Annotated in this window: 13 protein-coding genes; 6 read left to right on the top strand and 7 right to left on the bottom strand. The window is 54.7% G+C overall.

The genetic code is table 11. The features are described from left to right. Positions 1-12 precede the first annotated feature (12 nt). Positions 13-1731: a type IV-A pilus assembly ATPase PilB gene (pilB, locus tag V7Z75_RS09295; protein ID WP_334108345.1), complete on the bottom strand. Its 1719-nt coding sequence runs from the start codon at positions 1729-1731 to the stop codon at positions 13-15. Positions 1732-2034: 303 nt separating this feature from the next. On the opposite strand from pilB, the gene V7Z75_RS09290 reads away from it, so the two are divergent. Then, complete coding sequence (locus V7Z75_RS09290; RefSeq protein ID WP_011480361.1) at positions 2035-2238, top strand: cold-shock protein; 204 nt, start codon at positions 2035-2037, stop codon at positions 2236-2238. Between the two features lie 95 nt (positions 2239-2333). On the opposite strand, the gene icd is transcribed toward V7Z75_RS09290, so the two are convergent. Then, a complete protein-coding gene (gene icd, locus V7Z75_RS09285; RefSeq protein WP_334108344.1) occupies positions 2334-3572 on the bottom strand; it encodes an NADP-dependent isocitrate dehydrogenase in 1239 nt (412 codons plus the stop codon). Positions 3573-3630: 58 nt separating this feature from the next. Here icd and V7Z75_RS09280 point away from each other — a divergent pair, with 58 nt between their 5' ends. From V7Z75_RS09280 to V7Z75_RS09265, 4 genes are all read left to right on the top strand, one after another. Then, entirely contained in the window at positions 3631-4161 is a 531-nt protein-coding gene (locus tag V7Z75_RS09280; protein ID WP_334108343.1) for an rRNA large subunit pseudouridine synthase E, read from the top strand. 94 nt (positions 4162-4255) lie between these two features. Continuing rightward, positions 4256-5341 carry a chorismate synthase gene (gene aroC / locus V7Z75_RS09275; protein ID WP_334108342.1) on the top strand — a complete coding sequence of 362 codons (1086 nt, stop codon included), beginning with the start codon at positions 4256-4258 and terminating at the stop codon, positions 5339-5341. A 48-nt stretch (positions 5342-5389) separates the two neighbouring features. Then, positions 5390-6538 (top strand): MFS transporter, encoded by a 1149-nt coding sequence (locus tag V7Z75_RS09270; protein WP_334108341.1) that lies wholly within the window; start codon positions 5390-5392, stop codon positions 6536-6538. A 13-nt stretch (positions 6539-6551) separates the two neighbouring features. Next, positions 6552-7196 (top strand): retropepsin-like aspartic protease family protein, encoded by a 645-nt coding sequence (locus V7Z75_RS09265; protein ID WP_334108340.1) that lies wholly within the window; start codon positions 6552-6554, stop codon positions 7194-7196. Between the two features lie 78 nt (positions 7197-7274). Here the strand turns inward: V7Z75_RS09265 and folE2 are convergent, their stop codons facing one another. The 5 genes from folE2 to V7Z75_RS09240 all read right to left on the bottom strand — a co-directional run bounded on the left by folE2 (position 7275) and on the right by V7Z75_RS09240 (position 12165). Beyond that, positions 7275-8072, bottom strand: a complete 798-nt coding sequence (gene folE2, locus V7Z75_RS09260) for a GTP cyclohydrolase FolE2 (RefSeq protein ID WP_334108339.1) — start codon at positions 8070-8072, stop codon at positions 7275-7277. A 46-nt stretch (positions 8073-8118) separates the two neighbouring features. Further along, on the bottom strand, positions 8119-9963 hold the full coding sequence (dxs, locus tag V7Z75_RS09255) for a 1-deoxy-D-xylulose-5-phosphate synthase (protein ID WP_334108338.1): 1845 nt from the start codon (positions 9961-9963) through the stop codon (positions 8119-8121). Between the two features lie 11 nt (positions 9964-9974). Further along, positions 9975-10865 (bottom strand): polyprenyl synthetase family protein, encoded by an 891-nt coding sequence (locus V7Z75_RS09250; RefSeq protein ID WP_334108337.1) that lies wholly within the window; start codon positions 10863-10865, stop codon positions 9975-9977. Next, positions 10862-11119: an exodeoxyribonuclease VII small subunit gene (locus V7Z75_RS09245; RefSeq protein WP_334108336.1), complete on the bottom strand. Its 258-nt coding sequence runs from the start codon at positions 11117-11119 to the stop codon at positions 10862-10864. Before V7Z75_RS09245 ends, V7Z75_RS09250 begins: the two co-directional genes overlap by 4 nt. A gap of 389 nt (positions 11120-11508) precedes the next feature. Next, positions 11509-12165 carry an alpha/beta hydrolase gene (locus V7Z75_RS09240; RefSeq protein ID WP_334108335.1) on the bottom strand — a complete coding sequence of 219 codons (657 nt, stop codon included), beginning with the start codon at positions 12163-12165 and terminating at the stop codon, positions 11509-11511. A 329-nt stretch (positions 12166-12494) separates the two neighbouring features. Between V7Z75_RS09240 and V7Z75_RS09235 the strand changes: the two genes are divergently transcribed. Continuing rightward, on the top strand, positions 12495-13271 hold the full coding sequence (locus V7Z75_RS09235; protein ID WP_334108334.1) for a 3',5'-cyclic-nucleotide phosphodiesterase: 777 nt from the start codon (positions 12495-12497) through the stop codon (positions 13269-13271). The last annotated feature ends 71 nt before the right edge of the window (positions 13272-13342 follow it).

Raw genomic sequence — 13342 nt, 5'->3', positions numbered from 1 at the left:
TCCTATTTCATTTTATTCGTTGGTGACAGCTTCAATCTCTTCCAGCGAAGTCAGGCCCTGCTTGATCTTGAGCAACCCGGATTGCCGCAGGTCGCGTATGCCTTCCTTCTGCGCTTGGTCTGCAATATCGTGCGAAGTGCCATTTTTCATGATAATGCGGCTCATCTCATCGGATACCGGCATGACCTGGTAAATCCCCACACGCCCCTTGTAGCCCTGGTTGCAATGGTCACAGCCTTCCGGATTGGCGGAATAAGGCTGCCAGCTGCCATCCAGCTCTGCCTCCGTGTAACCCATATTCAGCAAGGTCTCACGCGGAATGTCAGCAGGCCTTTTGCAATGAGGGCACAATTTGCGTGCCAGGCGTTGTGCTGTTATTAACGACACGGCGGAGGCAATATTGAAGGGTGCGACGCCCATATTGACCAATCGGGTCAAAGTCGAGGGCGCATCGTTGGTGTGCAGGGTGGAAAGCACCATGTGCCCGGTCGAGGCTGCCTTGATCGCCATATCTGCGGTTTCCAGGTCGCGGATTTCGCCGATCATGATGATGTCCGGATCTTGACGCAGGAAGGATTTGAGCGCTGCGGCAAATGTCAGGCCTTGTTTATCGTTGACGTTGACCTGATTGATGCCGGCCAAGGGAATTTCAGCAGGGTCTTCGGCAGTGGAAATATTCACGCCGGGTTCATTGAGGATATTCAGGCAGGTGTAAAGCGACACGGTTTTTCCCGAGCCGGTCGGGCCTGTTACCAGTACCAGGCCATACGGCCGGGTGACGGCACGCAACAGGGCTTCTTTCTGGTCTGGTTCGTAACCTAGCGCGTCGATCCCGAGTTTGGCGCTACTGGGGTCGAGGATACGCATGACGATCTTCTCGCCATTGATCAGCGGCAGGGTGCTGACGCGGAAATCGATGGCGCGGGTCTTGGATAGTACAAGCTTCATGCGGCCATCCTGTGGCACGCGTTTTTCCGAAATATCCAGGTTGGAAATCACCTTGATGCGTGAGGCCAGTTTTTCCTTGATGGCCAGTGGTGGCTGGGCGATCTCACGCAGGATGCCGTCAACCCGGTAACGGATGCGGTAGAATTTTTCATAAGGCTCAAAGTGCAAATCGGAAGCGCCCATGTTGATCGCATCCAGCAGGATTTTATGGATGTATTTGACGACAGGCGCATCATCAATTTCGACAGTTGCTTCAGGCTCGCTATCCTTGTCCTCGGTTTCTGTATCCAGGCCGAAGTCATCATCGGTGACCAGCGATTGCATGGTGGTGTCGCGCGCCTCCACCAGCTTGTCTATCCATTTGCCGAGCTTGTCGTCCTCCACAACGACCGGGACCAGGGTCTTGCCGGTCTGGAACTGGACTTCATCCAGCATATGCAGGTTGGTGGGGTCGGATACTGCCACAAACATATTGTTGCCACGATTGTATAAAGTCATGGCGCGATAGTTCTGCATCATTTGCGGACTAATGCCCTTGGCAGGGACAAAATCGGCATTCATGGCATTAAGGTCCAGCAGCGGGAATCCAAATGCATGGGAAGCCGCCTGCGCTACCTGTAATGCGGTGAGCTGGCGCGATTGCACAATATGGGTGATGAACGAAACCTGCTTGTTGTTAGCGGCGCTCTGGATAGCGATGGCAGCCTCTTCGCTCAGCAGTTTTTGGTGGATTAGGATGCGAGCAAGACCGCTCAGCTTGTTAGGAGTTGTGTCAGCAGCCATTGATCTTCAAGCCAGCCTTTTCCAGATGATGACAATTTGTTGGAATGATGATGCATGTTGGCATTTTATTTGTAAAGTAATTGCAATTTTAGTGCGATATGGAACGTCGGAAGACTGTTGCAGTCAAATAAAATTCATTGTTGAGAATCGAAAGCACTTGACTTATTCGAATAACCCACGTAAAACGCAAAAAGGCGTTTGGAATTCGAGTGCATTGTAGCCGGCAACTACCGACTTTAATTCTTGAAGTACAAACTTTTGGGGTCGCCTCCCCTATAAAGAGATAAGCAAGGAAGTATTGAAATGGCAACAGGTACCGTAAAGTGGTTTAATGACTCCAAAGGTTTTGGTTTCATTACCCCGGATGATGGTGGCGACGATTTGTTCGCTCACTTCTCCGCAATTGTAGAAGCTGGCTACAAGAGTCTGAAGGAAGGTCAACGTGTATCATTTGATGTTACCGAAGGCCCAAAGGGTAAACAGGCTTCTAATATCCAGAAGGCTTAATTGCCCGCTAGGCATCTAGTCTGAAAAAAGGCCCGGATTTCCGGGCCTTTTTTTATTTTGCCCGCCCGTAGAAACAGGCGGGCAAAATTGTGGTTTTACATGTGTCTGACGATTTCTTCGCCAAACTCTGCGCTGCCTACCTGAGTGGCGCCTTCCATCTGGGAAGAGAAATCGTGAGTCACGCGTTTGGCGGCGATAGCCTTGGCGACACCCTGCAGCACCAAATCCGCGGCTTCCGTCCAACCCAGATGGCGTAACATCATTTCTGCGGACAGAATGAGGGAGCTTGGATTGGCGATGTTCTTGCCCGCAATCTTGGGCGCTGTGCCGTGGGTGGCCTCGAACATGGCGACGGTGTCGGAAATATTGGCGCCCGGTGCGATGCCAATGCCGCCGACCTGAGCAGCCAGTGCGTCAGAAATATAATCGCCGTTCAGGTTGAGTGTCGCCGCTACGTCGTAGTCGGCAGGGTGCAGCAGGATTTCCTGCAGGAAGGCATCTGCAATGCAATCCTTGATAATGATGCCGTTGGGTAGTTTGCACCATGGGCCGCCGTCGATTTCCACCGCACCGAATTCTTCCTTGGCGATTTCATAGCCCCAATTCTTGAATCCGCCTTCAGTGAATTTCATGATATTGCCCTTGTGGACAATAGTGACGGACTTGCGGTTGTTGTCGATGGCATACTGAATCGCCTTGCGCACCAAGCGTTTGCTGCCATCCACTGAAACCGGCTTGATACCGATCGCGGAGCTGTCAGGAAAGCGAATTTTTTTGCGTACGCCCATGTCGCTGAGGAAATCCACGACTTTTTTTACTTCGTCGGAGCCTGCTGCCCATTCAATGCCTGCGTAAATATCTTCAGTATTTTCACGGAAGATAACCATGTCGGTTTTTTCCGGGTGCTTGACCGGGCTGGGCACGCCCTGGAAATACTGTATGGGGCGCAGGCAGACATAGAGATCAAGCTCCTGGCGCAGGGTGACGTTGAGCGAGCGAATGCCGCCGCCAACCGGCGTGGTCAATGGGCCTTTGATGGAGATGACGTAGTCCTTGATTGCTTTCAGTGTTTCGTCGGGCAGCCAGGTGTTGTCGCCGTAGGTGTTAACAGCTTTTTCACCAGCATATACCTCCATCCAGGCAATGGCGCGCTTGCTGCCATAAGCCTTGGTAACAGCGCTATCCACGACATGGCGCATGGGTGGGGTAATATCGACGCCGATACCGTCGCCTTCGATAAATGGGATAATCGGGTGGTCAGGGACGTTAAGCGTGTTATCGGCGTTGATGCTGATCTTCTCGCCATTGGCTGGTACTTTAATTTTTGTAGACATTCAGAACTATCCTATTCAAACGCTGGTGATACAGGCGTAATCATTGCAAGAGACCAAGATGCTGATTTTATTCAATAAGCCTTACGGCGTAATCTGCCAGTTCAGTCCGCATGAAAAGCATGAAACCTTGAAGGATTATATTGCCGTGCCAGGGGTTTATGCTGCAGGGCGGCTGGATACTGACAGCGAGGGTCTGCTTATTCTAACCGATGATGGCATGCTGCAACACCGCCTCTCCCATCCAAAGCATAAAGAATTCAAGACTTACTGGGCGCAGGTGGAGGGAGATCCAGATGATGAAGCGCTGGAGCCGTTGCGTAAGGGGGTTGACCTTGGCGACTTTGTGACGCAGCCGGCACGGGTCAGGCGCATGGAGGAACCCGTGGGTTTATGGCCGCGCAATCCACCCATTCGCGAGCGCAAGGCCATCCCGACCACCTGGCTGGAAATTATCATCAGCGAAGGCAAGAACCGCCAGGTGCGAAGGATGACGGCCAAGGTCGGCTTTCCTACATTGCGCCTGATTCGCTATGCGGTCGGGGCGCATACGATAGAAAACATTGCACCGGGGGAGTGGAGACAGATTTGAATGACGCAGTGCTGCAATATACAGCCAGCCAAATCATGCGGCGGGATATGTTAAAATCGCTATCCTGTTCACTTCACATACCGCGAAAAAATCCATGTCCGGCAATACGATAGGCACCTTGTTTACCCTGACTTCCTTTGGCGAGTCACACGGCCCCGCCATCGGCGGCGTGATTGATGGCTGCCCGCCGGGGCTGGAGCTCACCGCGGATGATATTCAGCAGGAGCTGGATCGCCGCAAGCCCGGCACTTCGCGCCACGTGACCCAGCGCAAGGAACCGGACACGGTGGAGATACTGTCCGGCGTCTTTGAAGGCAAGACGACAGGCACGCCAATCGGCTTGCTGATCCGCAACCAGGATCAGCGCAGCCAGGATTACGGCAAGATTGCCGAGACCTTCCGTCCCGGGCATGCGGACTATACCTATTGGCAGAAATACGGCATTCGCGATTATCGCGGCGGTGGCCGTTCCAGCGCGCGTGAAACTGCGGTGCGCGTTGCAGCGGGCGCGATTGCCAAAAAATGGCTCAAGCAGCGTTATGGCGTGACTATTCGCGGCTATATGAGCCAGCTAGGAGATATCCAGATTCCCTTCGTTTCGTGGGATAAGGTCAGCCAGAACGCTTTTTTTGCACCAAACGAAGCCATCATTCCCGAGCTGGAAGCCTACCTCGACCAGATCCGCAACGAGCGCGATTCTGTCGGCGCACGGATTACCGTCGTGGCGCAGGGTGTGCCGGTCGGCTGGGGCGAGCCTGTCTATGACCGGCTCGATGCCGATATCGCCCATGCCATGATGGGTATCAACGCCGCCAAGGGCGTGGAGATCGGCGATGGTTTCGCCAGCGTGGCCCAGCGTGGCTCGCTGCACAGCGATGAACTCACACCGCAAGGGTTCGCCAGCAACCACGCGGGCGGCGTACTTGGCGGCATTTCCAGCGGGCAGGATATCATCGCCCATGTTGCCTTCAAGCCAACTTCCAGCATTCCGCAATTGCGCCACTCCATCGACAAGCAGGGACAGGCCCTGGAAATGCAGACAACGGGCCGTCACGATCCTTGCGTGGGCGTGCGCGCCACGCCTATCGCCGAGGCCATGATGGCCTTGGTGCTGATGGATCATGCCTTGCGCCACCGCGCGCAGAATGCGGACGTGGTTGTGGACACCGTCAAGATTTAAGCAATGGGCCAACATGGCTGGCCCATTTCCTGACTTCATTCGCTGACCATGCCACAGACGCAATTACCCTATTGGCGGCTGTCCGGCTTTTACTTCGCCTATTTCGGTTTTGTCGGCGCGTTCACGCCGTTCTGGACGCTTTATCTCAAATCGCTGGCGTTCAATGCCTTCCAGATCGCCGTCCTGATGTCGTTGTTCCAGATCGCGCGCAGTTTCTCGCCCAGCCTGTGGGGCTGGGTGGCGGATCATCGGGGACACCGCGTGCCCATCATCCGCTTTCTTGCCGGTGCCAGTTTGCTGGCCTATATCGGCGTATTCTTCGGCACTAGTTTTTACTGGCTGTTTGCCGTCATGCTCACATTGAGCTTTTTCTGGAGCGCTTCCTTGCCATTGATCGAGGCAGTGACGCTTGGTCATCTGGGGGAGCGTTTCGAGCATTATGGGCGTATCCGTCTCTGGGGTTCGATCGGGTTCATCGTGGCGGTGATCGGTTTGGGCTATGCCTTGCAATATTTGGGCATGATGGCCTTGCTCTGGGTCATCATGTTTTTGCTGCTGGTTGTCTGGGTCTTGTCCTGGCGGCTATCCGACCCGCCCGGCGCCATCCACCATGAGGAACATCAAGGTTCATGGTGGGCCATTCTGCGCAGACGGGAGGTGATCGCCTTGCTGGGGGCCTGTTTTTCCATGTCTGCCGCGCATGGTGTCTATTACACGTTTTACTCGATCTACCTGGTTGATCACGGCTACAGCAAGGGTATTGTCGGCTGGCTGTGGGGACTGGGAGTAATATGCGAAATCATGGTCTTCATGGCCATGCCGCAATTGACGGTGCGATTCGGTCTGCGTCGCATCATGCTTGCCAGCCTGTTTCTGGCGTTTGTGCGCTTCTTCGTCATCGGCTGGGCGGTGGATATCTGGTGGCTGATCGTATTCGCGCAGATGCTGCATGCTGCCACTTTCGGCTCGTATCACGCTGCGGCAATTGCTTTGGTCCACCGCTATTTCAAGGGCAAGCATCAATCCAAGGGTCAAGGGCTGTATACCAGCATTTCCTATGGCGTGGGTGGTACGCTGGGCGCGCTAATCAGCGGCTTTGCCTGGGAGGACATGGGACCAGGCTGGACATTTACCGCATCGGCACTCTGCGCTATGCTCGGGTTTGTCATTTTCATGTTCATGATGCAAGAAGATTAACAAGGGGGGAAACATGCGGATTGGGGTGCTGGTGTTGACATGGCTGTTGCCTGCGCTGGCCTGGGCGGAAACCCAGGTAAATGTGGTCGGCCTGTTTCAAGGCAAGGCCATCATGGTGATCAACGGAGGAAAACCTCGCACCTTGTCTGTTGGCGATGTCAGCCCCGAGGGAATACGCCTGGTTTCCGCCAATAGCAGTCAGGCGATGATAGAGGTGAATGGCGTCAGACGAGAGCTTGGCATGGGGCAGGCGATTGCGCTCTCACCCAGGGATATTGCTACGAATGGAGGTAGCGTTACTCTGTATGCGGATTCGACGGGCCATCATTTCATTGATGGGCAGATCAATGGTGCGTCGCTGCGTTTTCTTGTGGATACCGGCGCGTCCGCTATCGTCCTGAACAGCGGCGACGCGAAATATGCCAAGATTGATTACAAGCGTGGCACTCCTGTATCGGTGCAAACTGCGAATGGCGTAGCCAATGCCTACAAGGTGGTGATCAATAATGTGCAGTTGAACGGGATGGCGCTAACCCAGGTGGATGGGCTGGTTATGGAAGGTGGTTCGCCAGCGGTGGTATTGCTGGGCATGAGCGCGCTGAACCGCATGGAAATGAAGCGCGACGGCATTGCGTTGACCTTGACCAAGAAATATTGAGCCATCGGAAATCAACATGAAAACGGCAGCCGAAGCTGCCGTTTTTTTATTGCTTTTATGCTATCTCAGGGATGAGGACTAGCGTTTGTCCTTCTCGATCAGCGCATAGGCGGAGTGGTTATGGATGGATTCGAAATTCTCTGATTCCACGGTATATTTGACAATGCGTGGCTCGGCATTGAGTTGGGCGGCTACATCACGCACGATATCTTCCACAAACTTGGGGTTGTCGTAAGCGCGTTCAGTGACGTACTTTTCGTCAGGACGCTTCAGCAGGCCGTAAACCTCGCAAGAGGCCTGATCTTCAACCAGACGGATAATGTCTTCTACCCAGATGAAATCGGTAATCAAGGCTGTCACAGTGACGTGGGAGCGCTGATTGTGCGCGCCGTAGTCGGAAATCTTCTTGGAGCAAGGACACAGGCTGGTAACCGGCACCACGACCTTGACGGTGATGTCGTATTTGCCCTGGTTGACCTCGCCGATGAAGGTGACCTCATAGTCGGACAGGCTTTGCACGCCGGAAACCGGCGCAGCCTTGTTGACGAAGTAGGGGAAAGTCATCTCGACATGGCCGGATTCTGCATCCAGACGTTTCACCATGGCGCGCAGGATGCTTTCGAACGATTCCACCGAGATTTCACGCTCATTGTTGTTGAGAATCTCAACAAAGCGCGACATGTGAGTGCCTTTGAAGTTGTGTGGCAGGAACACATACATATTGAAATTGGCGACTGTGTGCTGCACGCCACCGGTTTTGTCCTTGACCTTGACCGGATGGCGGATGGATTTGATCCCTACCTTGTCAATGGAGAGCTGGCGGGTATCCGGGGTATTCTGCACATCTTCAATCGGCGAAACTGGCGTTTGGTTCATGGAGTTCCTGTAATGCTTTCAATGAATTCGGTAATAGTTGAGTATACTACTTGGTTAATCTTTTCTCAATTGCAGCCACAATGCCTGTGGCGTTGAGACCGCATTCCGCCAGCATGGTTTCATGCACGCCATGCTCGATAAAGACATCGGGCAGGCCTAAGCACAACGCGGGAGTATGGATATTCAGCGCCTGCATGGATTCCATGACGGCCGCACCTGCACCGCCCATGATGGCATTTTCCTCGACCGTAACGATCAGGTCGTGGCTTTGCGATAGCTGTGAAATGAGAGCGACATCCAGTGGTTTGACAAAGCGCATATTGGCTACGGTGGCATTCAGTGTTTCAGCGGCTTCCAGTGACGGGGGAAGCATGCTGCCGAAAGCCAGGATGGCGACGCGGCTGCCTTGCCGGCGGATTTCCCCCTTGCCGATTGGCAAGGCTTGCATCTCTTTGCTGATAGCAGTGCCTGGGCCGCCGCCGCGCGGATAACGTACGGCGGATGGGCCGTTGTGCTGATAGGCGGTATAGAGCATTTGCCTGCATTCATTTTCGTCGCCGGGCGTCATGATGATGATATTCGGAATGCAGCGCAGGTAACTCAAGTCGAAGCTGCCTGCATGGGTCGGGCCATCAGCCCCGACGAGCCCTGCGCGGTCGATCGCAAACATTACGGGCAGGTTCTGCAGGGCGATATCGTGGATGAACTGGTCATATGCGCGTTGCAGAAAGGTCGAATAGATGGCGACGACAGGTTTCAGTCCTTCACAAGCCAGGCCCGCAGCGAAAGTGAGCGCATGCTGCTCGGCAATGCCGACATCGTAAAAACGGTCGGGAAACTGCTCGGAAAATGTATTCAGGCCCGAGCCGTCGCACATCGCTGGCGTGATGCCGATCAGGCGTTCATCCTGTTGCGCCATGTCCACCAGCCAATCGCCGAATACTTCGGTATAGGTTTTCTTGCCTGTCTTGGCAATGGAACAACCATTGCTGGGGTCGAATTTGCTGACGCCGTGGTATTTGCCCGGATTATCCTCGGCGGGTTGGTAGCCGTGGCCTTTCTGTGTGGCGATGTGCAGGAATTGTGGCCCCTTGAGTTCGCGGATATTGCGTAGGGTGGTCACCAATACATCAATGTCATGGCCATCGATTGGACCGATATAGTTGAAGCCGAATTCCTCAAACAAGGTGCCGGGCGTCATCATGCCCTTGACGTGCTCTTCCGCACGCTTGGCAAATTCACGCACTGGCGGCACGACGCCCAGCACTTTTTCCCCTGAACGGCGCATGGAAGCGTATAGCGGGCCTGAGAGCAGCTTGGCGAAATAGTTGGTCAAGGCGCCGACATTCGGCGAGATCGACATATCGTTGTCGTTGAGTATGACCAAGATATTGGCATCCATTGCACCGGCATTGTTGAGGGCTTCGAATGCCATGCCCGCCGTCATTGCGCCGTCGCCAATGATGGCAATTGAATGGCGAGCGGAGCCAGATTTCTGTGCGGCGATAGCCATGCCGAGTGCTGCGGAAATGGAGGTGCTGGAGTGTCCGGTACCGAAGGTGTCGTAAATACTTTCATCGCGGCGTGGAAATCCGGCGATACCACCGGGTTTGCGCAGGCCGCTCATGGCCTCGCGGCGACCAGTCAGTATTTTGTGTGGATAGGTCTGGTGTCCGACATCCCAGACGATACGGTCTTCCGGCGTATTGAATACATAGTGCAATGCAATGGTCAGCTCGACCACGCCCAGGTTGGAGGATAAATGCCCGCCAGTCTGAGCCACGCTGTTGACAAGAAAGCCGCGTAACTGCTGGGCAAGCTCATGCAGCTGCTTGCGGTCAAGCTTGCGTAGTTGTTCGGGTGAGTTGATGCTCTCTAGCAGTTCGTACATGGCAGATCCGCTCAAAAACTGCGTTGGGTAATGAAAAATGCCACCTGCTTCAATTGGTTGGCAGCATCGCCATAAGGGGCTAGCGGAGCCAACGCATCATCCAATAGCTCCTGCGCCAACTGCTTGGCGTGGTCTATGCCCAGGATGGTCACATAGGTCGGCTTGTCACTATCGGCATCCTTGCCTGCGGTCTTGCCCAGGGTTTCGCTGTCTGCTTCGGCATCGAGGATGTCATCGACCACCTGGAAAGCCAGGCCAATCGCCTGGGCATAGTGGTCGATCGCATGCAATTGCTCCTGATCCAGTTCAGGGACGCAATGCGCGCCCAGCAAGGCCGCTGCGCGGATCAATGCGCCGGTCTTGTGGATGTGCATATACTCCAGCTCAGTCTGGTCAAGTGCCTTGCCCACGCTGGCAAGGTCGATGGCCTGACCGCCCGCCATGCCGCGCGAGCCGCTGGCAATCGCTAGCAGGTTGACCATTTCCAGCTGACGGCCTGGGTCGGTGCATAGGCCGGGCGTGGCAAGAGTCTGAAAAGCCAGGGTTTGCAGAGCATCACCTACCAATAGGGCCGTGGCGTCGTCATATTGTTTATGGCAAGAAGGCTTGCCGCGGCGTAGGTCGTCGTCGTCCATGCAGGGCATGTCGTCATGCACCAGGGAATAGGCGTGAATCAGCTCGACTGCTGCGGCGGCCATATCCACCTTGGCTGGGTTGGCACCACATAATTCGCCTGCGGCATGAGCCAGCAGCGAGCGCACGCGCTTGCCGCCGCCCATCACGGCATAGCGCATGGCTTCATGCAGGCGCGCAGGGGCGATATTGGGAGCAGGAAGCAGTTTGTCGAGCACCTGCTCCATGCGTTGTTGGGTTTGGCGGGACCAGCTTTGAAATTCGATCATTGATTGTCGGTGTAAGGTTGTAGCTGGTTGGATTCAGTGAGGATGCGCACTTGTTGCTCTACATCGGCCAGCGATTGCTGGCAATGCTGCAACAATTCCGAGCCGCGCTTGTACGCCGCGAGTGATTGTTCAAGCGGCAGCTGGCCGGATTCGATCTGGCCGACCAATCCCTCCAGTTCGGTCATGGCGGCTTCGAAACTCAGGGTCTCGAACATGCTGGCCTGCGGATTGTCAGCTTTGGTTTTCTTGCTCATGAATACAACCGGTGCAGGGATGTCAAACCGCTCCATCAGGCTGGACTGCGCCCTGCGTTATTGAAAATAATGCGTTATTTTACGCTGAACTGCCCCCTTAAACCATGATTAAGTGAGTGTTAGAGCCTGTTCATGATCTTTTCATAGGATACGTTGCCCCGGCAAGGCGGTCGAAGCAAGGCACAAACCGCAAGCGTGCTGGTGGCCCGGCGAGGATTTGTAACGCAGCAGCGGCTGCCTTGCCGGGGCAACCCGCAGGGCATAGCTTCAGTATGCGCCCGCTCTGCGTTGCAGTCCTTGGCGAGGCAGTGAGCATCCCCTGCGGACTGCGCCTTGATCGGACACGTGTTGAAGCCATGCGTACCGATGAAAAGATCATGAACAGGCTCTTAGCCAAGATGGCGCTGCATGAAGCGCCGGATATCGTCAATTTCTTCCATGCATACCGAATGCGGTATCGAGTATTCATACAACTCTGGCGCGTAACCCGCCTGCTGCAGATCATGAACCGAAGCATGGTATCGCGCCAACGGGATCACATTATCCTGCGTCCCATGGGCCAGGAATATAGGAATGGACTGGTTAGCTGCCTGTTTCTCTGCCGCCAGGCTATCTGCCAGACCGAGGTAGGTGGAAAGGCCCAGCACGCCTGCCAAAGGAAATGGATGCCGCAAAGCCGTATGCAGTGCGATTACTCCTCCTTGTGAAAACCCGGCCAGCATGATGCGCTGGCTGGGAATGCCCCGCGCCACCTCATTGGCAATCAATGCTTCAATCTGCTGTTGCGATGCATGGATGCCTTCGGCATCCTGCTGGCCAGACGGCTGGAAACTGTAAATGTCATACCAGGCAGGCATGGCGTAACCGTTATTCACTGTCACGTGCATGACGGGAGCATGCGGCAGGATGAAGCGGGTATGTGGCAGGGCCAGTTCCTGGACAACTGGTGCAAAATCATTGCCGTCTGCGCCCAGGCCATGTAGCCAGATCACGCTGTTATGCACAGTATCGCCGGAGGAAATTTCCACAAAATCAAGTAAGGACATAAGTATTACCATCGGTGAAGGTAACGATATTCTGCCATGGTTGAGTGCGGCAGGATAAATGCGGGATGGCAATATGGGAATCGTCAGTAAGAGCGCCTAACAAAATGCAGCCCAGTGGTTTGGCGAGGCGTTGTGCCGCAGGTGATGCGGCAATGAAATAACGTCAGAGGATTTTGTTAATTACTCTATTTTGTTAGCTATCCTGTTGTTAATTGAGCCAAGCGAAACTGGCGCAATAAAGGTGGTGCTGGCATGATGCTGCAAATAACCGAGAGTGGCGGCAAGCCACCAGTCATGGCAGCCAGGCGCTGTTTATCAATGGAGACCGAATGGGGAATATCATGAGGATACAGGTATTAGGATGTAGCGGTGGCATAAGCAAGGGACTGCGAACCACCTCCTTGCTGGTGGATGACGATATCCTGGTGGATGCCGGTACCGGAGTGGGCGATCTTGCGCTGGAGCAAATGACGGCTATTGACCACGTATTCCTTACCCATTCCCATCTCGATCATGTTGCCTTGTTACCCCTGCTGCTTGATGCCGCCTTGGCCAAGCGCGAGCGACCTGTGACCGTGCATGCTTTGCCGGAAACCATAGCCAGCCTGCAAGACCATATATTCAACGGCAAAATCTGGCCAGATTTCAGCAAGATCCCCACGCCTGAGCAACCTTCATTGCAATATGCGCCGTTGGTTGTGGGCGATACAGTCGTGCTCGGCACTAGGCGCCTGGTTGCCTTGCCTGCCAACCACAGCGTGCCCGCGGTCGGCTACCTGCTGGATAGCGGCGCGGGCAGCTTTGCGTTTACCGGCGACACCACGAGTTGCGATGAGTTCTGGCAAGCCTTGAACCAAGTGGATAACCTGCGCCACTTGATGATCGAAACCTCGTTCACCAACGCCGAGATCGCCTTGGCGCTTGTCTCCCACCACTATTGCCCGGCTTTGCTGCTGAATGGCCTGGACCAGCTTCATGCTCGCCCGCAAGTCTGGATTACTCACCTCAAGCCTGGGGAGGGGGAAGCCATCATGCGGGAAATCCAGGCCGCGCAGCATATTCTTGCACCGCAGGCAATTCAGCATGGGCAGGGGTTTGAGCTATAGGTATTGTTGCCAATATGATGAGCGAATAAGTGATCACTCAATGATCGCTTGGAATGGGCAGCGTCGGAGTG

Source organism: Methylobacillus sp., assembly GCF_036844465.1.
Lineage (GTDB): Bacteria > Pseudomonadota > Gammaproteobacteria > Burkholderiales > Methylophilaceae > Methylobacillus.
This window is presented reverse-complemented; position numbering and strand designations above follow the sequence as displayed.

Coding starts and splice junctions, on each gene's coding strand:
- pilB (WP_334108345.1), bottom strand. CDS start 1,731: ATGGCTGCTGACACAACTCCTAACAAGCTGAGCGGTCTTGCTCGCATC.
- V7Z75_RS09290 (WP_011480361.1), top strand. CDS start 2,035: ATGGCAACAGGTACCGTAAAGTGGTTTAATGACTCCAAAGGTTTTGGT.
- icd (WP_334108344.1), bottom strand. CDS start 3,572: ATGTCTACAAAAATTAAAGTACCAGCCAATGGCGAGAAGATCAGCATC.
- V7Z75_RS09280 (WP_334108343.1), top strand. CDS start 3,631: ATGCTGATTTTATTCAATAAGCCTTACGGCGTAATCTGCCAGTTCAGT.
- aroC (WP_334108342.1), top strand. CDS start 4,256: ATGTCCGGCAATACGATAGGCACCTTGTTTACCCTGACTTCCTTTGGC.
- V7Z75_RS09270 (WP_334108341.1), top strand. CDS start 5,390: ATGCCACAGACGCAATTACCCTATTGGCGGCTGTCCGGCTTTTACTTC.
- V7Z75_RS09265 (WP_334108340.1), top strand. CDS start 6,552: ATGCGGATTGGGGTGCTGGTGTTGACATGGCTGTTGCCTGCGCTGGCC.
- folE2 (WP_334108339.1), bottom strand. CDS start 8,072: ATGAACCAAACGCCAGTTTCGCCGATTGAAGATGTGCAGAATACCCCG.
- dxs (WP_334108338.1), bottom strand. CDS start 9,963: ATGTACGAACTGCTAGAGAGCATCAACTCACCCGAACAACTACGCAAG.
- V7Z75_RS09250 (WP_334108337.1), bottom strand. CDS start 10,865: ATGATCGAATTTCAAAGCTGGTCCCGCCAAACCCAACAACGCATGGAG.
- V7Z75_RS09245 (WP_334108336.1), bottom strand. CDS start 11,119: ATGAGCAAGAAAACCAAAGCTGACAATCCGCAGGCCAGCATGTTCGAG.
- V7Z75_RS09240 (WP_334108335.1), bottom strand. CDS start 12,165: ATGTCCTTACTTGATTTTGTGGAAATTTCCTCCGGCGATACTGTGCAT.
- V7Z75_RS09235 (WP_334108334.1), top strand. CDS start 12,495: ATGGGGAATATCATGAGGATACAGGTATTAGGATGTAGCGGTGGCATA.